Origin of the sequence: Agrobacterium tumefaciens str. B6 (assembly GCF_001541315.1) — a bacterium.
GTDB lineage: Bacteria > Pseudomonadota > Alphaproteobacteria > Rhizobiales > Rhizobiaceae > Agrobacterium > Agrobacterium radiobacter.
In genome coordinates this window covers 55382-77365 of record NZ_LMVK01000010.1, presented here as the reverse complement: position 1 = coordinate 77365, position 21984 = coordinate 55382, and the positions used below count along the sequence as shown (strand labels likewise).

The 21984-nt window shown below is 60.0% G+C and carries 23 protein-coding genes and 1 tRNA gene; 15 read left to right on the top strand and 9 right to left on the bottom strand.

The genetic code is table 11. The annotated features are described in order from the left end of the window. Window positions 1-271 precede the first annotated feature (271 nt). Entirely contained in the window at window positions 272-1153 is an 882-nt protein-coding gene (locus ASB65_RS09370; protein WP_060723781.1) for a DMT family transporter, read from the top strand. 22 nt (window positions 1154-1175) lie between these two features. On the opposite strand, the gene ASB65_RS09365 is transcribed toward ASB65_RS09370, so the two are convergent. Together ASB65_RS09365 and rocF are read right to left on the bottom strand one after the other, a co-directional pair. Next, the gene (locus tag ASB65_RS09365; protein WP_060723780.1) at window positions 1176-2231 is read right to left on the bottom strand and encodes an ornithine cyclodeaminase; all 1056 of its coding nucleotides are present in this window, start codon (window positions 2229-2231) and stop codon (window positions 1176-1178) included. 13 nt (window positions 2232-2244) lie between these two features. After that, window positions 2245-3165, bottom strand: a complete 921-nt coding sequence (rocF, locus tag ASB65_RS09360) for an arginase (protein ID WP_060723779.1) — start codon at window positions 3163-3165, stop codon at window positions 2245-2247. A gap of 128 nt (window positions 3166-3293) precedes the next feature. Here rocF and ASB65_RS09355 point away from each other — a divergent pair, with 128 nt between their 5' ends. Then, a complete protein-coding gene (locus ASB65_RS09355) occupies window positions 3294-3731 on the top strand; it encodes an Lrp/AsnC family transcriptional regulator (protein WP_003508428.1) in 438 nt (145 codons plus the stop codon). A gap of 123 nt (window positions 3732-3854) precedes the next feature. Continuing rightward, window positions 3855-3928, top strand: a tRNA-Gln gene (locus ASB65_RS09350). Window positions 3929-3991: 63 nt separating this feature from the next. Here the strand turns inward: ASB65_RS09350 and ASB65_RS09345 are convergent. The 5 genes from ASB65_RS09345 to bioB are packed head-to-tail and all read right to left on the bottom strand — an operon-like array spanning window position 3992 to window position 9138. Continuing rightward, window positions 3992-4978, bottom strand: coding sequence for a beta-ketoacyl-ACP synthase III (locus tag ASB65_RS09345; RefSeq protein WP_060723778.1), 987 nt, complete (start codon window positions 4976-4978; stop codon window positions 3992-3994). A gap of 56 nt (window positions 4979-5034) precedes the next feature. Beyond that, window positions 5035-6330, bottom strand: coding sequence for an adenosylmethionine--8-amino-7-oxononanoate transaminase (locus ASB65_RS09340; protein ID WP_060723777.1), 1296 nt, complete (start codon window positions 6328-6330; stop codon window positions 5035-5037). Further along, window positions 6327-6965: a dethiobiotin synthase gene (gene bioD / locus ASB65_RS09335; protein ID WP_060723776.1), complete on the bottom strand. Its 639-nt coding sequence runs from the start codon at window positions 6963-6965 to the stop codon at window positions 6327-6329. Before bioD ends, ASB65_RS09340 begins: the two co-directional genes overlap by 4 nt. Next, window positions 6962-8107 carry an 8-amino-7-oxononanoate synthase gene (locus ASB65_RS09330; protein ID WP_060723809.1) on the bottom strand — a complete coding sequence of 382 codons (1146 nt, stop codon included), beginning with the start codon at window positions 8105-8107 and terminating at the stop codon, window positions 6962-6964. Before ASB65_RS09330 ends, bioD begins: the two co-directional genes overlap by 4 nt. Continuing rightward, complete coding sequence (gene bioB / locus ASB65_RS09325; RefSeq protein WP_060723775.1) at window positions 8104-9138, bottom strand: biotin synthase BioB; 1035 nt, start codon at window positions 9136-9138, stop codon at window positions 8104-8106. The genes ASB65_RS09330 and bioB overlap by 4 nt, the downstream gene beginning before the upstream one ends. A 234-nt stretch (window positions 9139-9372) precedes the next feature. Between bioB and ASB65_RS09320 the strand changes: the two genes are divergently transcribed. The 9 genes from ASB65_RS09320 (at window position 9373) to ASB65_RS09280 (ending at window position 16366) form a co-directional block, all read left to right on the top strand. Next, window positions 9373-9819, top strand: coding sequence for an acetyltransferase (locus ASB65_RS09320; protein WP_020810257.1), 447 nt, complete (start codon window positions 9373-9375; stop codon window positions 9817-9819). 99 nt (window positions 9820-9918) lie between these two features. After that, entirely contained in the window at window positions 9919-10818 is a 900-nt protein-coding gene (locus ASB65_RS09315) for an AraC family transcriptional regulator (protein ID WP_060723774.1), read from the top strand. 84 nt (window positions 10819-10902) lie between these two features. Further along, on the top strand, window positions 10903-11835 hold the full coding sequence (locus ASB65_RS09310) for a hypothetical protein (RefSeq protein ID WP_060723773.1): 933 nt from the start codon (window positions 10903-10905) through the stop codon (window positions 11833-11835). 165 nt (window positions 11836-12000) lie between these two features. After that, a complete protein-coding gene (locus ASB65_RS09305; RefSeq protein ID WP_060723772.1) occupies window positions 12001-12384 on the top strand; it encodes a hypothetical protein in 384 nt (127 codons plus the stop codon). Window positions 12385-12471: 87 nt separating this feature from the next. Then, a complete protein-coding gene (locus ASB65_RS09300) occupies window positions 12472-12702 on the top strand; it encodes a hypothetical protein (protein WP_003508366.1) in 231 nt (76 codons plus the stop codon). Then, entirely contained in the window at window positions 12699-14174 is a 1476-nt protein-coding gene (locus ASB65_RS09295; protein ID WP_060723771.1) for a TolC family protein, read from the top strand. The genes ASB65_RS09300 and ASB65_RS09295 overlap by 4 nt, the downstream gene beginning before the upstream one ends. Window positions 14175-14188: 14 nt before the next feature. After that, window positions 14189-15538, top strand: coding sequence for a multicopper oxidase family protein (locus ASB65_RS09290; RefSeq protein ID WP_060723770.1), 1350 nt, complete (start codon window positions 14189-14191; stop codon window positions 15536-15538). 43 nt (window positions 15539-15581) lie between these two features. Next, on the top strand, window positions 15582-16058 hold the full coding sequence (locus tag ASB65_RS09285; protein WP_003508363.1) for a cupredoxin domain-containing protein: 477 nt from the start codon (window positions 15582-15584) through the stop codon (window positions 16056-16058). A 23-nt stretch (window positions 16059-16081) separates the two neighbouring features. Next, on the top strand, window positions 16082-16366 hold the full coding sequence (locus ASB65_RS09280) for a copper-binding protein (RefSeq protein WP_003508362.1): 285 nt from the start codon (window positions 16082-16084) through the stop codon (window positions 16364-16366). Between the two features lie 87 nt (window positions 16367-16453). On the opposite strand, the gene ASB65_RS09275 is transcribed toward ASB65_RS09280, so the two are convergent. Beyond that, window positions 16454-17290 carry a phosphatase PAP2 family protein gene (locus ASB65_RS09275; protein ID WP_060723769.1) on the bottom strand — a complete coding sequence of 279 codons (837 nt, stop codon included), beginning with the start codon at window positions 17288-17290 and terminating at the stop codon, window positions 16454-16456. 174 nt (window positions 17291-17464) lie between these two features. On the opposite strand from ASB65_RS09275, the gene ASB65_RS09270 reads away from it, so the two are divergent. From ASB65_RS09270 to ASB65_RS09260, 3 genes are all read left to right on the top strand, one after another. After that, window positions 17465-18163: a response regulator gene (locus ASB65_RS09270; protein ID WP_003508360.1), complete on the top strand. Its 699-nt coding sequence runs from the start codon at window positions 17465-17467 to the stop codon at window positions 18161-18163. After that, window positions 18160-19317: an ATP-binding protein gene (locus tag ASB65_RS09265; protein ID WP_060723768.1), complete on the top strand. Its 1158-nt coding sequence runs from the start codon at window positions 18160-18162 to the stop codon at window positions 19315-19317. The genes ASB65_RS09270 and ASB65_RS09265 overlap by 4 nt, the downstream gene beginning before the upstream one ends. A gap of 151 nt (window positions 19318-19468) precedes the next feature. Continuing rightward, complete coding sequence (locus ASB65_RS09260) at window positions 19469-20422, top strand: DUF535 family protein (RefSeq protein WP_060723767.1); 954 nt, start codon at window positions 19469-19471, stop codon at window positions 20420-20422. Window positions 20423-20452: 30 nt separating this feature from the next. Here ASB65_RS09260 and ASB65_RS09255 read toward each other — a convergent pair whose 3' ends face one another. Continuing rightward, the gene (locus ASB65_RS09255; protein ID WP_060723766.1) at window positions 20453-21970 is read right to left on the bottom strand and encodes an MFS transporter; all 1518 of its coding nucleotides are present in this window, start codon (window positions 21968-21970) and stop codon (window positions 20453-20455) included. Between the last annotated feature and the right edge of the window lie 14 nt (window positions 21971-21984).

Below are 21984 nucleotides of genomic sequence, written 5' to 3'. Positions count from 1 at the left end.
CAGCCGACGCGCGTCTGCGCGGCGGGAGGACCGCTTTCAGTCCGAGGACTTGGACTGGCTGGATCCCTGTGACAAGCACAGGGATGAGGGGGAGAGCATCGCAAAATCACATTCCAACAATTGACCTTTGAGAAGGCAGCTTCCGGACTTGCATGGCAGCTATTCGGAAAATAAGGTTGTCTGACAAGGTACGGCCATAACATATGGCTGTTACCCACCTCATTCACCCCGAATACTCTTTTGCCGGCGGCAGTCGGATAGCGGTTTTTTCATGCCATCACCCAGGACCGGCTTTGTTTATGCGCTTGTCGCTTTCACGATCTTTGCGGCGCAGGATGGCATTTCGAAGCATCTGGGCAGCGCCTATCCGCCGGTTTTCGTGGCCATGCTGCGATACTGGGCCTTTGCCGTTTTTGTTCTGCTGATGGCTGCAAAATCCGCCGGTGGCATCAGGGGCGCCGTCATGGCCAACCGTCCCTGGCTGCAGATCGGCCGTGGTGTGCTTCTTGCCGTGCAGATCGTTTTTTCCATCTTCTCCTTCGCCGTCGTCGGGCTGGCGCACAGCCACTCCATCCTCGCCTCCGCGCCGCTGATCGTTGCAGCATTGTCCACGCCGTTGCTGGGAGAACATGTGGGCTGGCGGCGCTGGTGCGCCATTTTTGTCGGCTTCATCGGCGTTCTCGTCATCCTCAAGCCGGATGGCGAAGGCTTCGACAACAAGCTGATCATCACCTTCGTGGCCGCCTTCATGCTGGCGCTCTACAGTGTCCTGACCCGCCTCGGCAGCAAGAGCGATTCAGCGATGACCAGCTTCTTCTATACCGGCGTGGCCGGTGCGGCGGCGCTGACGCTGGTCGGCCCGTTTTATTGGGTCAACCTTGCCCCGCAGGATTGGGGATGGATGCTGGCGCTCTGCATTACCGGCATGAGCGGCCATTATTGCCTGATAAAGGCGTTCGAACTGGCGGACGCCGCCTCTGTGCAACCCTTTTCCTATTACCAGCTGGTGCTCGTCTCCATCATCGGCGTCACCATCTATGGTGAAGTGGTGACGTCCAATATGGTGATCGGTGCGGCGATCGTCATTGCCGCCGGCCTTTTCACCATCTGGCGGGAACATGTGGTTGCCAGGAGGAACCGCCGCCAAGCCTGAGCCTCACGCCCGGCGAGATCGATCAGACGAGAGCCGCCTCACAACGCAGAAGCATCCCAAACAGATCACGCGGCTCATCCGGATCGGCCAGCAGATCAAGCTCCGTATAAAGGCCCGTGGATGGCAGTTTTGAACGCACGTAACGCAAAGCCGAAAAATCTTCGGTCGCGAAACCAACGCTGTCGAACAGCGTGATCTGCCTGTCGCTTGCCCGCCCCTCCCTTGCGCCGGCAATGACCTGCCAGAGCTCGGTAACGGGATAATCCGCCGGCAATTGCTGGATTTCACCTTCAATGCGCGTCTGCGGCGGATATTCGACGAAAATATCGGAGCGAAGCAGAATATCCCGATGCAGTTCCGTCTTGCCGGGGCAATCGCCGCCGACGGCGTTGATGTGAATGCCGGGCCCGACCATGTTGTCGGTCAGGATCGTCGCATATTGCTTGTCAGCGGTAACTGTCGTGATGATGTCAGCCCCTTCGACCGCTTCCTGCGCGCTCTCGCAGATCTTGATGGCAAAACCCTGCCCGGCGAGATTACGGGCGCATTTTTCACTGGCGGACCGGTCGATATCGAAAAGACGCAACGTGTCGATGCCAAGAATCGCCTTGAAAGCGCGCGCCTGGAATTCGCTCTGCGCGCCATTGCCGATGATGGCCATGGAGCGGGAATTTTTGCGGGCGAGATATTTCGCCGCGACGGCTGATGTTGCGGCGGTGCGCAGCGCCGTCAGGATCGTCATCTCGGTCAGAAGCAGCGGATAACCATTGCCGACATCGGAAAGCACGCCGAAGGCCGTCACGGTCTGGCGGCCTTCTCTCATGTTCTTCGGATGGCCGTTGACATATTTGAAGCCGTAAAGCGTGCCATCGCTGGTCGGCATCAGTTCGATGACACCTTCCTTCGAATGCGAGGCGATGCGCGGCGTCTTGTCGAAGCTTTCCCAGCGGCGGAAATCCTCTTCCACCACATCGGCAAGCTCGCGCAGGAAGGTATCGATACCCACGCGCAGCACGAGTTTCATCATGTGATCGACGCTGACGAAGGGCACGATATTGAGGTTCGGTATCACGGTCATCACATCACCCCTTTCAGCCGGCCCGTGTCGGGCGGTCCATGACCCGCTTGCCCAGCAGGCTGGCGGCAAGATCGACCATCAGGGTCGCGGTTCTGCCGCGCTCGTCGAGAAACGGGTTGAGCTCCACGAGATCAAGACTGCAGACCAGCCCGCTATCATGCAGCATTTCCATGACGAGATGCGCCTCGCGGAACGTCGCGCCACCCGGAACCGTGGTGCCGACGGCCGGCGCGATGGACGGCTCAAGAAAATCGACATCGAGACTGACATGCAAAAGACCGTTTGCCGCCTGAACCCGCGCCAAAAATTGACGCAGGAGAACGGCAACGCCGTGTTCGTCTATCGAACGCATGTCGTGAACGGTGATGCCGCTCTCTTCCAGTGCGGCCCTTTCGGCCGGATCAACGCTGCGGATGCCGATCATGCCGATATTGTCTTCAGGAACCGCATGGGAAAGCGGCGGGAAATAACCCTCAAACCCCTTTCGCCCGCTGAAATAGGCAACCGGCGTGCCGTGCAGATTGCCGCTGCGCGTCGTCTCCAGCGTATGGTAATCGGTATGGGCATCAAGCCAGAGCACAAAAAACGGCCGGCCGGTCTCGGCCACCCGGCGCGCCATGCCGGCGACCGTCCCCGCAGAAATCGCATGGTCGCCGCCGAGGAAGATCGGCACGGCGCCGGCGCTTTCACGATAGGCAGCCTCTGTCAGCGCCTCCGTCCAGGCCACGGTTTCAGCCAGATGATGCACCGCCGGGTTGGGATGGTGGAATTCTCGCAACGGCGCGGGCGTCACATTGCCGGTATCGACGACCCGGTGTCCCAGTTCTTCGAGAGCATGTGCCAACCCCGCAACGCGATAGGCGCTGGGGCCCATCTCGCATCCCAATTGCCCGGCCCCGATCTGCAGCGGCGCACCGATCAGCCTGATATCCATTCCCGTCCTCGCTTTCCTGCCAATAGCCCAGTTCAACACAGTGACCCGGCGAAATGAACATCAAATATTGGCAATATTATCGAAATAAGCTATCGATCTGCTAAAATTAATTTATCAAACTGGTCATCATGGATAATCTCGACGAACGGCTCATCACCCTTTTGCGGCATAATGGCAGGCGCAGCATTTCTGATCTCGCAATCGAGACGGAAACCTCGCGCGCGACGGTGCGCTCGCGCATCGAAAGAATGGAGAACGACGGCACCATCATCGGTTACACCGTCATTCTACGCGCCGACGCGGTGGAGGCGGCGATCCGCGGCATCATGATGATCGAGATTGAAGGCCATGTGACTGATCGTGTCATCCGCACCCTTGGCGGTTTTCCGGAAATATCCGAAATCCACAGCACCAACGGCCGCTGGGACCTGATCGTGGAACTCAACGCCGCCACACTCAGCGATTTCGACGCGGTGCTCCGCCGCATCCGCCTGGTGCCCGGCATCACCGGCAGCGAGACCAGCCTCCTGCTCTCCACCCCGCGCTCCACCCGCGCACGGCTCTGACCCCTGAGACGAAACGCAAAACAGGGATAAAACGCATTTTTCGATTTTTTCGACTTGCGCCCCGCAATAAATCATCTATATGACGACCCACCAAAGCGAACACGGCAACGTGCTTCGGGCTTTTGGGGAATAGTTCAATGGTAGAACGACGGACTCTGACTCCGTTAATCTTGGTTCGAATCCAGGTTCCCCAGCCAAATTTCTCCAAATAAAATCAGCTTCTTGAGTTTGGAATGGTACGCGTCATGGCGATGCCCTGTTCAAACGCGATAAACGACCGCTCCACCAGACATGCCCGCGCCCGCAGCCGTTAAAAGCAGGGTTTCGCCTTGCAAAAAGGACCGTTCGGCATTGGTAATGGACAGCGAAAGCGGAATGGTTGCGGCGGAGGAATTGCCGAAGCTTTCTATCGTGCGAACCGTCTTTTGCCTGTTGATACCGAGATTGCCGCAGACGGCGTCAAACATGCGGGCATTGGCCTGATGGGGTACGAAACGGTCGATGTCGGCTGCCGTCATTCCGGCCTCGTGCAGCACCCTTTTCGAGGTCTCTGTCATCAGCATCACGGCGCGGGAGAAGACCTCGCGGCCATCGCGCATTGTCATTAGCACCTCTTCGGCGGATGTATCGGCAGAGAACGGCTGGCTACTGCCTCCCGCCGCTATCTGGATCAGATCATAACCGCCGCCATCCGCAACAAGATCGGCTGACAAAAGCCCACGCTGCGCCTCTTTGCAGGGCTTGAGTACAACGGCGCCGGCGGCATCAGCGAACAGGACCGCGCTTGCCCTTTCCACCGGATTGATACGGCGGCTCAATATATTGGCGGCAACGACGAGCACGGCGCGGCCGTGGGTGCGGACAAAGCCATCGGCAAGGGTGAGCGCATAAAGAAAGCCGGAACAGGCCCCAGCGAGATCGATCGCGCCGGATCGGACGAGGCCCAGCCGGTGTGCGAGCAGCGGCGCCGAGGGTGGCAGAAGATGATCCGGTGTAGAAGTTGCAAGCAGCGTCAGCGCGATCTCGGCGGAGCCAATTTCCGCATCTTCCAGCGCCATGCGGCCGGCTCTTGCGGCAAGGCCGCTCAACGTGTCACCCTCATGCGCCCAATAACGCGTGCGGATGCCGGTGCGCCTCTCGATCCAGCCGGCCTCCAGCCCGAGGCTGGCCTCTATCTCGGCATTATCGACACATCTTGACGGAACGGCATGACCAAAACCGGCCATGCGGGAAGAACGGGTCTGCATTGTCAGGGCTTTCGGAGACGGTTCTGGAACAGGCTGAACATGGCCGTACGCTGTTTTCACGCGATGCCGGCCGCACGCGATTTTAACGATGCGGTTTCGGTGACGATCCCGGCCACCTCGTCGATGGCGTCAAAGGCGCTGGTCAGATCTTCCCCCGTCGAACAATAGGGCGGCATCAGATAAAGCACATTGCCGAGCGGGCGGATGACGAACCCGCGCTCGCGGAACAATTGCCGCATGCGCGGGCCCGCCTCGGCGAGATAACCACCGGCAGGCACCACGAGGTCGAGCGCCGCGATGGTCCCCATTTGCCGGATGCCGGTGAAACGCCGGTCATCCGCAAATCGCCGGAGATTGTCGCGCAGCATCTGTTTCAATTGCCCGATGCGCTGAAGCACGGGCTCATCCCGCCAGACCTGAAGATTGGCCACAGCGGCAGCGCAGGCAATCGGATTGGCCGTATAGGAACTGGAATGGAAAAAGGTCTTGCGGCGATCCGTCGAAAAATGCGCATCGAAGATTTCCGCGCTGCACAGCGTTGCCGCGAGCGGCAGCGAGCCGCCCGTAAGCCCTTTGGAAGTGCACAGAATATCCGGCGAAATACCTGCCTGTTCGCAGGCGAACAGGGTTCCCGTTCGGCCCCAGCCCGTCATCACTTCGTCTGCGATGACGAGACAACCATGGCGCTCGGCGATCTGTTTCAGCCCGGCCAGTATATCCGCACCGTACATCTTCATTCCGCCGGCTCCGAGCACCAGCGGCTCGATCAGCAAGGCGGCGATGCGGCCCGAACGGCAGAAGCTCTCGAACATGTCCAATGTCTGCTGTTCACCGCCCGCTTGCGGAAAAGCCAGCCGGTCGACGCCGAAGAGTAACGGTTCGTAAGCGGCATTGAATACGCCGCGCTCACCTGTTGACATGGTGCCGATGGTATCGCCGTGATAACCATGCTCCATCACCACGATACGGTCGCGCTTTTCCCCGCGATTGTGGAAATAGCCGAGCGCCATTTTCAGCGCCACCTCAACCGCAGTCGAGCCACTATCGGAATAAAACACGTGGCTTAGCCCGTTGGGTGCAAGCCCGATCAGCCCGCGCGCCAGCGTTTCGGCGGGTTCATGGGAGAACTCGGCGAAAATGACCTGGTCGAAGGCCTCGGTCGCGGCGCGGATGGCCGCCATGATCGCCGGGTGCCGGTGCCCGTGGGTGATGACCCACCAGGAGGAAATGCCGTCGAACAGGCGATTGCCGTCCTCATCGACGAGAAATGCGCCTTCCGCTGATACGACGCGTTTCATCGGCGGTTCCAGCCCATGCTGGGTGAAAGGATGCCAGACAGGGGAACGGCTCATGCCGGCGCCTCCAGAAAATCAGCGAGATTGAAGTGTTGGGCAAATGCCTGATGCAGCGCCTCTGATGTCATCTCCGGCAGGCGCGGCAGACGACCAAGCGGGCGGACGGCGCCGACATTGGCGATAACGCGCTCATTTTCCCGGTTCTCGTCGCCGATGAAGACTACGCCCTGCACCGGAATGGCGCGGCGCCGCAACGCCTCGAGCGAGAGCAGCGTGTGGTTGATGGTGCCAAGCGAGGTCCTTGCGCACAGCACAAGCGGAATTTGCCAGCGGGCGAAAATATCGGCGAACAGCAATGTGTCTGTCAGCGGCACCAGAAGCCCGCCCGCCCCCTCGATGACAAGAGGTCCATCCGTTTGCGGCGGCATCAGAAGCGCGGGATCGATCGTTACATTCTCAAGGTGGGCCGACAGATGTGGCGAGGCCGGCATTTTCAGGCGATAGGCCTCCGGCACGATACGGGCCTGCGGCACACCCCCCAGCCGTTCCACCGTCTCACTGTCTGTTTCTTCCTCCAGCCCGGATTGCACGGGCTTCCAGTAATATGCCTGCAGGGCGTGGGTCAGCGCCGCGGAAAAAACCGTCTTGCCGATGCCCGTGTCGGTGCCTGAAATGACGAAACGAGGGCTCATTTCCGCTCCTCCGCCAGCGAAACGGCAAGCAGCCCTACCATATCGGCGATCTGTCTCTCATCCACGTTGAGCGTGATGGCGATGCGCAGGCGCGCCGTGCCTTCCGGCACCGTCGGCGGGCGGATCGCGCGCACATCGAAACCGCCTTCCCGCAGATGCGCGGCGATACGAAGCGAACGGGCATTGTCACCGATCATCACCGGTAATATCTGCGAGCCGCTGGGCGCAACACCGAGCCGGGAGCGAAGCTCTTCGCCGGCAAAGTTTACCAGCTCCGCCAGCCGCAAACGCCGCCACGGCTCATCGACGATGATACGCAGGGCTTCCCGCACCGCCGCCGCCATCAGCGGCGAAGGCGCGGTCGAATAGATGAAACCGCGGGCGCGGTTGACGAGATAATCGGCAAGAACCGCAGGCAGGCTCAAAAGCGCGCCGGAAAGGCCGAGCGCCTTGCCGCGGGTGTGCAACCCCCCCACATTGCCGTGGCCCTCCAGCCCCGCGGCAAGGCCGCGCCCGCCGGGGCCGAACACGCCGGTCGCATGCGCCTCATCGACGACAAGGAAGCCTTCGTGTTTCTCGGCAAGATCAGCCAGGGCCGCAAGCGGTGCACGGTCCCCATCCATGGAATAAAGGCTTTCGACGGCGATCCACGGGCGGCCCCGGCCACCCTCCTGCCGCCAGCGGATTATTTCCCGTTCGAATGCCTCGACCTGATTATGCGGCACGGCGATCACCTTCGCCTTGCCGGCGGCAATACCATCATGGACGCTGGCATGGATGAGGGCGTCGTGAAGGACGAGGTCTTCCCGCAGCGGCAATGTGGAGAACAGCGCGACATTGGCGGCAAAACCGCTGCCGAAATAGATTGCTTTTTCAGCCCCGAACAGCCCCGCTGCTTCCGCTTCCAGCGCCTCATGTTCGCGGTGGTTGCCGCGCAGCAGCCGCGAGCCGCCGGCCCCTGCCGGCACGCCCCTTCCGATGGCATCGGCAAATGCCTCCTTCAGCCGGGGTGAATCGGCAAGGCCAAGATAGTCGTTGGAGGTGAAATCGATCCCCTCCTGGGGAGCGAGCACGCGCAGCCGCGACTTGCGCTGCAGGCCGGCGAGCTTTGCCTCATAGGGGAAGAGCGCCGTGAGATTCACCGGCACCCTCCCGTCTCCCCAGACTGCAATTCCGTGGGCTGCAGTTCCATCGGCTTCAGGCCCAGCCGGCGGAAAAGCGCCGTATCGTGGTCCTCACCCGGATTATCCGCCGTCAGCAGTGTCTCACCGATGAAGATGGAATTGGCACCGGCCAGGAAACAGAGCGCCTGTGTCTCATCGCTCATCTCCGTACGCCCGGCCGAAAGCCGCACATGCGAACGCGGCATCAGGATACGCGCCAGCGCGATGGTGCGGATGAAATCGATGGGATCAACGGGATCGGCATTGGCGAGCTTCGAGCCGGGGATCGGGATCAGCCTGTTGATCGGCACGCTTTCCGGCGGACCCGGCAGGTTGGCGAGCGTCACCAGCATCGAAATCCGGTCTTCCACCGTTTCCCCCATGCCGAGAATACCGCCGGCGCAGACCTTGATGCCGGCATCGCGGACATTGGCAAGCGTTTCCAGCCGGTCCTCGAAGGTACGGGTGGTAATGATCTGCGAATAAAACCGCTCGGACGTGTCGACGTTGTGATTGTAGTAGTCGAGACCGGCATCGGCCAGCCGTTCGGATTGTTCCGGGGTCAGCATGCCGAGCGTCATGCAGGTTTGCATGCCGAGCGCCTTCACGCCCTCGACCATGGCCACCACCGCCTCCATGTCGCGTTCCTTGGGATTACGCCAGGCAGCCCCCATGCAATAGCGCGTCGCCCCGCCTTCCTTCGCCTTGCGCGCCTCAGTCAGCACCCGCTCCACTTCCATCAGTTTGGAGGCCTTGAGGCCGGTGGGGTTGCGGGCGGACTGGCTGCAATAACCACAATCCTCCGGGCAGCCACCGGTCTTGATGGATAAAAGCCGGCTCATCTGGATGGCATTGGGATCGAAATGACAGCGATGCCCCTGCTGGGCGCGGAACAGGAGATCGTTAAACGGCAAATTATAGATAATTTTTGCTTCTTCGAGTGACAAACTGCTGCCAATACCTGGAATCGGGGCTGGATTTCTGTCGATTTGCGTGACGATCTGGTCCATCTGTCGATCTTTCCCTCAAAATAAATAGATAGAAGTTCTTTTTATCTATTTTTTTCGGGCTGCTTTTTGCAAGAACTTTTTTTCGAGAAAAATTTCCGAGAGGAGAGATGGGCGGCACATGCGGGATCAGAATCGCCGGGTTTCAATGCTGAAATTCATTGAATACGCACGCACTCACGGAAAAGATCGGATCGGCCAATGGCGTGAAAACTCCGCACTTGCTAAGGGTGAGACATGATCGCACTTCGTCCCTCCGAGAGCCGCGACGCTGCCCGCATCCTCGACATATGGAGCAAAGCAGTCGACGCCACCCACCAGTTCCTCCTGCCGGCGGATCGCGCCGCGATCGGGAAGGAAGTCGAATCTTTCCTGCCACAGGCGCCGCTGACGCTGGCCGTCGATGCTTCTGACCATGTCCTCGGTTTCATGTTTCTGCATGAAGGGCATATGGAGGCGCTTTTCATCGATCCGGACCATCATGGCCAAGGCATCGGCAAGGCACTGGTGCAGAGGGCGCTTGCGCTTCATCCCGCGCTGACCACTGACGTCAACGAACAGAACGGCGAGGCCATGGGTTTTTATCGTCGGCTGGGATTCGAACCGACCGGACGCTCCGATCTGGACGGACAGGGGCGACCCTATCCACTCGTTCATCTTCGATTTCGCGCAACGGAAAAATAGGCCGCCGAGATCGTCGGGGAGGATCAAGCCACGAACACCATAGTCCGCTTCGCAACCGACGATTTTCTGCCCGAACACCGCTTCGACCAATGGCGCGAAGTGCGCGGCAAAAGCCTGTTTGGCGTGACGATCGAGCTTGCACGGGATCTTCGCCACAGTTTCAAGGGTTCGTTTCAGGCGCGCGCCGTCGCCGGCGCCGTGGCAACAGAAATGCGCGCTTCCTCTTACCGGGTAAACCGCACGGAAGCCGATATTGCCCGCATTGCCGGCAACAGCCTCTGCATCGGCCTGCAGGTCAAGGGTTCGGGGTTTCTGCATGCCGGCAGGGATCAGGTTCACGCCGTCGGCGGCGGCGATATCACCATCAACTATTCCGACTTGCCCTATGACGCGATACCGGGAAACGAGGCCGATTTTCACTACAAGATGCTAAAAATCCCCGTGGACTACGAGGTCATGCTCGGTCAGGCCACCGATGACCTGTTTGCGACGCGTTATGCGGAAAACAATAGTTTCGCCCTGCCCTTCCGGGCCCTTTTCAACGCGCTGAACGCTGCCCCCGGCAGGCTCATCGATCCCGCACGCGATGTCACGCATATCGCCCGGCTTGCCATGACGGCGCGCGGACGGCTTTCGCCCGCCATGCCGGAGGTGCGCGCCGCGCTCAGGACCGGGCTCTGTTATGCGGCCCAGGACATCATGATACGAAAAAAATCCCGGCAGAACCTCACCCCTGCCGCAGTCGCGAAGGAACTGGGCATTTCGCTTCGGCAATTGCATGTGGTTTTCGAGGGTGCGGAACTGTCGTTTTCCCGCACGCTCTCCTCCATGCGGATCGAGGAAGCGAAGCGGTTGCTGCTGGCATTCCCCGCTCTGCCGGTCACACAGATCGCCTATGGCTGCGGCTTCGACAGCCTTGCAACATTTTACCGTGTGTTCGCCGGCACCTATGGCATGACGCCCGGTGACGCCCGCGCTGCGGATATGCCGTCGGCTTAAAATTTCACCTCTGCGCGCAATGAGAAGACGCGCCATTTCAGCTCCTGTAAGGCCGCTAGACCATCCCATTCCGGAGCGCGGCCCATGACCAATTTTTTCGACTTTGCGATTTCCCGACTACCGGCCGTCGTCGCCGATGGCCGCGGTCCGGCACCCTGCGAAATAGAGGCGATGCTGCAGAAAGAGCCCTTCGCGGCCGCGCTGCGGCTTCTATCGGGTAGCTTTATCGCCCTCTACGAAGGCTCGCCCGAGATGACCGCGCTCTTCGCAACACGCCAGAACCGGCTTCTTTGCCATGCGCTTCTGGCGCTCTATTTTCAGAAATGCGGGGACTGTGAAACGGCAACGGGAGAAGCAGCCCTGACGCGGGAAGATTTCGGCCATCTGGCGCTCCGGCACGGGCTCGCCAGCCACAGCGTTGCCTATGCCTTCTTCAAAGAGGCGCTGAAACGCGGAATGACACGCCCGGTCGACCAATCCGGCAACGGGCCGGGCAATGGGGTGGTGCCTTCAGCCCCGGCGCTGGCGATGCTCGCGCAATGGTACGACGTGCATTTTCAGGCGCTGGGCCTGCTCGATGAGGGCTTCAGGGCATCGCGCTTCATCAGGCGATCGGAAGCCCTGCTTCCCCATATCCACCCCCGTGTATCACAGGCGTTTCTGTCACATCCGGAGGTGCGCTGCCCCGGCCCGCTTTCCATCATTTTCAACTGGTTCGATGCGGGCGGCCTGCTGATGGACCGCCTTATCGCCGGGATCGACTGGGAAAGACCGCCCGAACAGGGCAAACGTGTGACCGATGTGGAAACCGTGACACAGCTGGCGACCTCCCTCTCCGTGTCACGCATCCATGTCGGCCGCAAGCTTGCAGCGGCCGAACTGATCGGCGGCATAGGCTGGAGCGGACGGCGCGGCCGTTCCGCGCTCTGGATCTCGCAGGGCTTTTACGAGGAATATGCCCGCACACAGGCCCGCAAGCTTCTCATTCTCGATGATGCCTTCATCGACGTCGTGTGAGCTGCGGACAAACTGCACGCCCTGCCATTCGACTGGAAGGTTTGGCTCCGCATCAAGCGCGACATAAAGGCTTTCGTTGATGGTTATGAGGGATATCCATTGACAAATCACAGGACTGCAGCTTTTCTATCCAGCATGCGTGAGATGTTGCGAGCATCGAAATTGATGGCCCTGTTGTTCAGACTGGTGATGATCCTGTCACTGGCGGGCTATAGCGTTTCCACTGTCAATGCCGCAATGCATCCTGCCGAAGCCGGTGGAATGCAGCACGATCAGTCCGCCATGATGGATCACGGCGCGATGATGGACCATGGCGGTTCAGCCATGATGTCCGACAGTCATGATCACAAAGATATGGCCGCCGAGCATGATAGCGGCGCCCAAAAAACCGCAAAGCCCCAATGCTGCGGCGATTTCTGTCTCGGCATGGCGGTCCTGATCAGCCACGACACCACTGGCAGACCCGTCGTCAACAGCATCCGCTCCTTCCTTGACGACAGCAAGGCGCTGGGCCAGACTCCGCTGCTTCACCGCCCCCCGAATATCTGAACAGGCAAAGCCCGCCTTTGGGCAATGACCGTGCGTGAGCGGCTTTAGCGCCGTCGCGCCGTTGCATCTCCTGTTCGGAAAATATCCATGAACCCGATTTATATTGTGGTTGCAGCGCCCCTGCTTCTGGGCGGCTGCACAGCCACATCCCTGATGAACGACGCCGCTTCCTATGACGATGCGGCAAACCCGACGCTTGGCGCGGGGCCCATCCGCTATCAAACCCCGGTTGCGGGTTACACGCACCGCGCGCCGGTGGACCCGAAGCCCTGGCGTAACCAGAACGATGCACAGGCTCCGAAAGGAGATGCATCATGACATCACGCACAGTCAAGCTCGGCGCTAAACTCGCGGCCACCCTTTGCCTGCCGTTTCTTCTCGGCGGCTGCGTCACAGCCGCCCAATATGCGTCGCGCGACGCCGGTTTCACCAATGTTTCGGCCCGAACATCCGAAGCAACAGGCAAGCAGGCGGTCTGGGTGCAGAACCGCACCGAGGCGCAGGCGACGCAGGCCCGCGTCAAATCGCTGATGACAACCAGCAAGACCCTTGATGTCGAGACGGCGGTGCAGGTTGCGCTCCTGAACAACAAGGGCCTTCAGGCGGCCTATGCCGATCTCGGCGAATCCGCCGCCACCGCATGGCAATCCACCATGCTGGTCAATCCGCGGGTCGGCATTGGGCTGACGGGGATCGGCACCCCGGGGCTCAGGGCCTACAAGGCGATCGAAGGTGTCGTCGTCACCAATATTCTGGCGCTCGCTACCCTCAAGGAAAATGTCGAGATCGCCGATACCGGTTTCCGCAAGGCGCAGCTCGCGGCCGCGCTGAAGACGCTGCAACTGGCGTCGGATACCCGCCGCGCCTGGATCAGCGCGGTAGCAGCATGGGAAAATGTCGGCCAGCTGGCGCAGGCACAGACCGCGGCGGACGCCGCCTCGGAACTTGCCGTCAAGCTTGGAGAAGCCGGTTCGCTCAACAAGGAAGGTCAGGCCCGCGAGCAGGTCTTTTATGCCGAACTGACCGGTCAGATCGCCAAGGCGCGACTTGAGGCCCGTCTTGCCAAGGAGGAACTGACGCGGCTGATGGGACTGTGGGGAGCGGATATCGAATACACCATTCCCAACCGCCTGCCCCCGCTTCCGAAGGCGCTTAACAAACGGGACATGATCGAGGCCGAGGCGCTGCAGCGCCGTGTGGACCTACAAATGGCCAGGCTCGATCTGGAGGCCACCGCACGATCGTTCAAGCTCACCGAGGCCACCCGATACGTGACCGATCTCGAAATCCGCTCGGGCTTCGAGACCGAACGCGAGCTGGAAGACGGCGAAAAACACAAACAGACGACCGGCAATGCCGAGCTGGAATTCGTCATTCCGATCTTCGATTCCGGTCAGGCGCGCATGCGGGAATCCGAACTTGCCTATATGCGCGCGGCAAACCTGCTGGCGGAAAAGGCGGTCAATGTCCGCTCGGAAGCCCGCTCGGCCTATCAGGCCTATCGCTCGAATTACGACATCGCCCGGCACTATCGCAACAGCGTGGTGCCGCTGCGCACCAAGATCGAGGAGCAGTCGCTGCTGACCTATAACGGCATGATCACCAACACCTTCGAACTGCTCGCCGACAGCCGGGAAAAGGTCAATTCAAGCCTGCTGGCCATCAATGCCAAACGCGACTTCTGGCTCGCGGAGGCCGGCCTCGCTCCCGCCATCTACGGCGGAGGTACAGGTGCTGCGGCAGGTGCGGAGACCGAGGTTGCCGCCGCTGGCGGCGGTGGCGGACATTGAGAAAGGAAATCACCATGTTGAATAGAAGAAACTTTCTGGGTGTCGGCGCCGCTATGGTCTCCACGGCGGCCTGGGCGAAAACATCGAATAGCAGCCTGCCGGAAGCAGCCGTGATGGAAACGGCCGCGACCCAGGCTCCGGTCAAGCCCACCACCGGCCCCGATTACAACCCGGTCGTTACCCTCAACGGCTGGACCCTGCCCTTCCGGATGAACAAGGGCGTCAAGGAATTCCCCCTTGCCGCCGAGCCGGTGGAGCGCGAAATGGCGGAGGGCATGACCGCCCGGCTGTGGGGCTATAACGGCCAGTCGCCGGGCCCGACCATCGAAGCCGTCGAAGGCGACCGGGTGCGTATTTTCGTCACCAACAAGCTGCCGGAACATACAACGATCCACTGGCACGGCATGATCCTGCCGTCGGGCATGGACGGCGTCGGCGGCCTGTCGCAGCCGCATATCCCTGTCGGCAAGACCTTCGTCTACGAGTTCGATCTCGTGAAGTCGGGCACCTTCATGTACCACCCGCATTCGGACGAGATGGTGCAGATGGCGATGGGCATGATGGGCTTTTTCGTGATCCACCCGAAGGACCCGGCATTCATGCCCGTGGATCGCGACTTCGTGTTCCTCATCAATGCCTTCGACATCGATCCCGGCTCCTATGTGCCGAAGATCATGACCATGACCGACTTCAATCTGTGGTCATGGAACAGCCGGGTGTTTCCGGGCATCGATCCACTGGTGGTTTCCAAGGACGACCGGGTGCGCGTGCGCGTCGGCAACCTGACCATGACCAACCACCCGATCCACATGCACGGTTACGATTTCGAAGTGACCTGCACGGATGGCGGCTGGGTGCGGCCCGAGGCGCGATGGCCGGAGGTCAGCATCGACATCCCCGTGGGTGCGATGCGCGCCTATGAATTCGACGCCAAATATGTCGGTGACTGGGCAATCCATTGCCACAAGTCGCACCACACGATGAACGCGATGGGCCATGACGTCCCGACCTTCATCGGCGTCGACAAGAAGACCGTCACCGAAAAGATCCGCAAGGTCCGGCCGGAATATATGCCGATGGGCACCGCCGGCATGGCCGATATGGGCGCGATGGAAATGGAGATCCCTGAGAACACCGTTCCGATGATGACGGGATGGGGTCCGCACGGCCCCATCGAGATGGGCGGCATGTTCTCCGTGGTGAAGGTTCGTGAAGGCATCTCCGCGGGCGATTACGCCGATCCCGGCTGGTACGAAAACCCGCCCGGAACCCAGGCCTGGGAATGGACCGGCGAGTTGCCGGATACACAAAAAAACACCGACCCCAAAACGCAGATCACGCCGCAACCGATGAAACACGGCTGATTGCGCAGACCAACGACCCCATCAAAATCAAGGAACATACAGAATGACCAAATTGAAACTTGCACTGCTTCTCACCGCTCTCGCCACGCCAGCCCTGGCATCGGGCACCCACGGCGGCGGCCATGCAGCGATGGCGATCGGCGAACCCGGCGACAAGGCCAAGGTGACCCAGACCATTCAGGTGACGATGAAGGAAACGCCCGACGGCAAGATGCTGTTCACGCCCGCCAAGTTCGAATTCAAGAAGGGTAAGACGGTTCGCTTTGTCGTGAAGAATGTCGGCGAACTGGACCATGAATTCATTCTCGATGAACAGAAGGCCAATCTGGAGCACAAGGCCGCCATGGAGAAGGCGCCGGAGATGGAACACGACAATCCGAACGCGATCAGCCTCGCGCCGGGCGAGAGCGGCGAAATCGTCTGGAAATTCACCAATGACGGCATGTTCGAATTCGCCTGCCTGAAACCCGGACATTACGAGGCCGGCATGCGCGGCGATCTCAAAGTTTCTGCAAAATAATCCAGCAACAAAGGAATATGACCATGAAGACCATCGTTAAAATCACCGTCGCAGCAGCACTCCTGCTCACCGCTCCCCTCAGTGCATTCGCAGAGGAATTCACCAAGGGAACGGTCAAGAAGGTTGATGCTGCGGCCAAAAAGGTCACCATCATCCATGAAGAACTGAAGAACCTCGACATGCCGGCCATGACGATGGTGTTCCGCGTCAAGGACGATGCGCTCCTCGCCAGGCTCAAGGAAGGCGCCAATATCGAGTTCATTGCAGAACGCGCCGAAGGCAAGCTTGTCGTCGCACAGGTGAAATAAGGCCTCAGCAGCCGGTCCAAAAGAAACAGAAAGGGCAGCGGTTTTCCGCTGCCCTTTCTGTATTGGTGTCAGGACGTCCTGCGAACTCTAGTGTTCGGCAAATGGCCTTGGTCCTACGGCGGGCCGGGACCCGCCGGCCCCGGGCGGGAAGGCCGCGGCTATCGCCTGCCGATTGTTCATGAACGGCCGTTGGGGCGGAGGGAACACCACGAGCATCAAGGGCCATGCAATCAGGACATCGGAGAGGGAGAGAGCCCCCATCGCCACCCTGTTCAGGGAGACAATCACGATAAACGGCGCCAGTATTGCGGTGCCTATCAGGCGAAATTTCTCTGGCAGGAGGATGATGAAGGCCAGGAGGGCGACTGCGGAAGCACTTTCACCGGAAGGAAAAGAGCAGTTTCGGGCGCAGCTGCCATTGAGGGAAAGAACCGACGTAAAAAACAACTCTCCCCCGAACTCTGCGAGATGCCGCGGCCTTGCCCTGCCGAACAGGTTTTTCAGGGCATGCACCGTGGCGCCTGGTCCAAGAGCAAAGAAGACCATAATAAACAGCAGCTTATGTGGCGGGAAAAGCCGTGGAAGGCCGCGCAAAAATGGCATGGCGAAAAGCATGCCCGCAAGTCCTGATAACAAGACCGCCGGAAGCATGCGGTTCAGATCGCGGACGGCAATCAGGAACTCGTCCTCACCGAGGGTGAAACCGTCCGCCCAGAATTGCCGGCTCACTTCAAGATCGATATCCGGCCTGATCGTAAAGACGATCATCATCGCAAAGGCGACCAGCAGAGCCTGCAGAGAGGGGCTGCCGGAAGCACTCACAAATGCCTGACGGACGACAAAGACGGCGTTTGCGCGAAATTTCGACCGCCGGGTCCAATTCCGCTTCTTTTGGTGGGTTTTACTGGCGAGAGACTGGTGCATGACCAGTTCTCTTCCGCAGAAATGTCAAGGCATTGCGGAGAAAGACACAAGACTGCAAGGAAAGCGGTGCGCATTGGCTTTATTAGAGGATAGAGGCTCTTGCCCGACGTTTCGCATCCGCTTAGCGTCCCGCCACCACCACAGCCTATATATGAATAAATTTGCGGGTTCAGCATGGACAAAGGGCTTATTCTGATCGTCGAAGACGACCCTGATATCATTCAGATTCTGGACGCCTATCTCATTCGCGAAGGATACAGAACCGTCAGAGCCGGCGATGGAGAAACGGCGCTGACCCATTTCTCCATGTTGAGGCCGGATCTGGTTCTCCTCGACATCCGCCTGCCGAAATTCGATGGCATCGAGGTGTTGAACCGCATCCGGCGGGAACGGGAAACGCCCGTCATCATGGTCACCTCTCTTGCGGAGGATATGGACAAGCTGACCGGCCTTCGCCTCGGCGCTGACGATTACATCGTCAAACCTTTCAATCCGCATGAGTTGATCGCCCGGGTGAATGCCGTGCTGAAACGCACGCGACAGCCAGGCTCCGGCGGGGTTTTGCGCTTCGGGGCCATAGAAGTGGACACCGAAGCTTATGTCGCGGCCGTCTGCCATGGTGGAGAGCGGGCCGTTCTGCCCCTGACGCTGAGCGAGTTCCGGATCCTCGCCCATATGACGCGCCGTCCCACCCACGCCTTTCAGCGCGCCGATATTCTCGACGCCTGCCTGCCGGAAAGCGATGCGCTGGCGCGCACCATCGACACACATATCGCCAATCTGCGCAAGAAACTGACGGATCATGGCGCCTGCGGTTATCTGGTCTCGGTGCGCAGCGTCGGTTATCGGCTGGCCGGGGAGCAGAAACCATGAAGCCCTGGCGACTCCGCCTGCGCACGATGACGGCGATCACCATCACCACGATGCTCATCTTTGCCGTTGCTTTGGTCTATTTCGGCGTTTCCTGGTATGCGGACAACATTGAGGAGCGCATCATCGCCCAGCTGTCGCCCGATGCCGCCAAGGCCTTCTCGGATATCGACCTGGGCATGATGCCGGATCAACGCCAACTTCAAGCCCTTGTCGAGGTTTTGCCGGGCCTGGAGGATCAGGCAGATAACGAGCTTATCAAATCGGTGTTCGTCTTCGGATTGCTCGGTGTCTTCCTGTGCAGCTTGCTTGGTTATTTCATATCTCGGCGCATTGCCGCACCTCTCGGCGAACTTGCTGATGCCGCGCGGCGCATGGCGACCGGCAACTTCAGCGGCGGCGCAAAGATCAAGGCGAGCCCCATCGCCGAAGTCGCATTTCTGGTTGACAGTTTCGAGACTCTGACGCGGGAACTTCAGATGATGGAGCGCCGGCTGAAGTTCAACACGATGGCGGTGGCCCACGAGCTGCGCACCCCACTCACGATCCTGCGGGGCCGTTTGCACGGCATCGCGGATGATGTCTTTCCCCTCGACAAGCAAGCCATTCGCCACCTCATCGTCCATGTTGAGGGACTGGCGCGTCTTGTTGACGATTTGCGCACACTTTCGCTGGCGGAAACCAACAGTCTCGTCAAAGACACCGAACCGCTTGATCTTGCCGCCGAATGCGCGGCGGTGGCTGAAGCGGCCCGGCCACTGATGGATGAGGTCGGCATTGATCTCAATATGTCGCTGGAGCCCGCACCCGTTTGCGGCGATCGACAACGCCTTCGGCAGCTTCTGCTGATTCTGATGGATAATGTGCGCCGCTACGCGGCGAGCGGCGGGTTTCTGCGTTGTTCGACCGGGGTTCAGGACGGGCGCGCCTTTGTCGCGATCGAGGATAAAGGGCCGGGCTTTCCCGCTGGCGTCGAGGCGCACGGCATCGAACTCTTCTGGCGGACGGAACCGTCGCGCGCGCGCAAAACCGGTGGCACAGGTCTCGGCCTGTCGATTGCCCGCGCAATCGCACGGGCGCATGACAGCGATCTCCAGATAAAGGCGCGGCCGGATGGCGGAACTATCGTGACGATTGTCTTCGGGGAAGCCTCCTAAAATATCCCGGCCAACCGTCTCTTTGCGGTTGCTTGTTTTTGCGCTGAGGCGACGAACCGGTCTTCACATGGGACAGGCTGTTTCTCGACAGAATCTTGACAATTCCGGCGCATGCCCCGGCTGAACACCATGTTCTGCCGGAAGCCCATTTATGTCGCGCATTCAAGATGCTGCCGTTCTGGCAGAGAAACTCCCGGTCACGGATGATGTGGCCGAGACAGTTTCGGAAACACCCCGTTTTTTGTTGCTCTGGAGAATTATGACCTTTACCCGACGCGCCTACTGGAAGCGGGCGGTCCTTTTCTGGCTGCGTTTTGCGATCAATCCATTGGTCACCTTTCGGTGGTGGCGGTTTCTGGCGGATTTTTCAACAGAGCGAAAATTACCGCTCCCGCATGACGACCTTCTCCAGAAACCCCTGTCGAAACTCCTCATCAATAAAGTTTCCCAGACGAGACGGCTGGCTCTTCTCATGGATAATTTCGCAATTGCGGACCGGCATTTTTCCAGGAGCGTGATGGCCGGGCTGTGGGCGGGAAAAACCATTGATATGGGCACGGTTCGCGGCCGGAACGATGAATATCGATGCATACTGGCCCTCGCGGATTGTTGCGGCGGCCGGCACGAGGGTGCTTTTTCCGTCAGACTCATTCGCAGCCATGACAACACCATTCTCTGGACAGCAACATTCACTTTCGTTGAAGGGCGCGAGACACAGAACCACACGATTGTCGTTGGCGGCATGCAGGGCCCACGCGCCGCGAAAGAGCAAATGGTGTCGATGACGCGCGATCTCTCAGGGCTTCGTCCCAAGGAGGCTGCATTGATGGTTCTGCAAGGTCTCGCCGCCGAGGGTGCACATGACTATTTCGCTGTCGCCCACTCCAGACACCCCATCCGTTACCGGCGCGCCCGAAGGCAAAAAATGATGGTTTCGGACATCGATGCATTCTGGCGGGAACGCTCTGGCGAGCCGGATGAAATATTCGGTTTCAAGGTGCCCTTCTCCAGCCTTGAGGGTGGAGACAAACGCAGCCAAATGAAGTCCTCTTTTTTCAGCCTCGGCAAACGTCTCGCCGAGGCCGGAGTAAACGAAAGCGCCTGAGGCTCGTCCCAGGTTGCCTGGGACTTCGCGCTAACCATGGGCAGGTTTTCGCGCCGGACCGAAGATCATGAAACTGATGGCGGCAAGGAACCAGACGCTGATGCCAGCATAAAGCATGACCAGACCAAAACCGTCCGCAAGCGCCTGATGGACGAGCTCTTCCGAAACACCCTGCGCCGCGCCGGCGGTGCCCGCCGCGATCTTTTCCGCAAGCGACTGCAACGCATTGATGTCAGCACCTGATGGCAGGTTTGCCAGAAGCGAAGCCCGGACGCCCTCGACCAGAATAAAGCCCATGATCGGGATGTTGATGGCGAGCGAGATCATGCGCGCGCTCATGTCGATACCCGAAGCCATGCCGGAACGGGCGGGGGAAACCGCCCCCGTGGTGGTGTTGGTAACAGGCGTATTGGTCAGCCCGAGCCCGATACCGGCAAGGATGCAGCCGGGCAGCATGGTGAGCCAGCTCGCATTTTCGATGCCGCTTCCAAGCTTCATAAGCATGAAACCGAGGCCGATGGTGAACAGCCCGGCCGGAATGACGAGGCGCGGCTGGTAGCGCAACGACAGGCGCTCCGCCAAAGGCGGCACCACCAGCGCCGGCAGCGTATAGGCAAGCAAACCGAGGCCGGCGGTGACGCTGTCATAACCGAGGCCCGCCTGAAACCAGATCGGCAGATAGATCATGAACGGCCAGAAGCTGATGTTCATCGCCGCCGAACCGATGATCGCCCCCGAAAATGGCCGGATGCGGAAGACGGAGAAGTCGAACATCGGTCGCGTGTTGAGCTTTTCAGCGAACACGAAGGCGATGAAGCTCGCAACCGAGACGCCAAGGATCAGAAGCGCCGCCGAGCCCACGAAACCGAGTTCGGGTCCCTGCGTGATGAAAAAGGCAAGGCAAAAAACGGCAACCGAGAGCGTGACCATGCCGGCAATATCGAGACGCGCCGCTTCCGGATCTCGCGATTCTCCCACACCACCGGCGGCGAGTAGCCATGTTCCCACGCCAAGCGCGACGTGAACGAGGAACACCCATTCCCAGCTCCACAGCGCAACGATGGCGCCACCGATGATCGGGCCGAAACCCAGCCCCACGCCCGAGACGATGCCCCACCAGCCGAACGCCATGCCGCGTTCACGGGCCGTGCGGAACTGATGCGACAGGATGGCGATCTGGCACACCAGCATCGCGCCGCCGCTCAGTCCCTGCAGGAAACGCGCGCCGATCAGCACCGAGACGTTTTCCGTCATTCCGCAGGCGAGAGAGGACAGTGAGAAAGCGAAGATGCTGGCGATGAAGACACGTTTACGGCCGAAGCGATCGGCCAGCGCCCCCGTCCCCATCAGCACCATCGTCACGCCGATGGTATAAGCATTCATGATCCACTGAAGCTGCCGGAAATCCGCGTGCAGCACCTGTTCCAGTGTTGGCAGGATCGCCGGAACGCTGGAAATTTCCAGTCCGAACATCAGGGCGGAGAGACAGACGGCAGCGAGCGCCATGGCGCTTCTGCTGCCCGCTGGGGCGGTAACGGCAAGGGTCATTCTTCAGCCTTTCA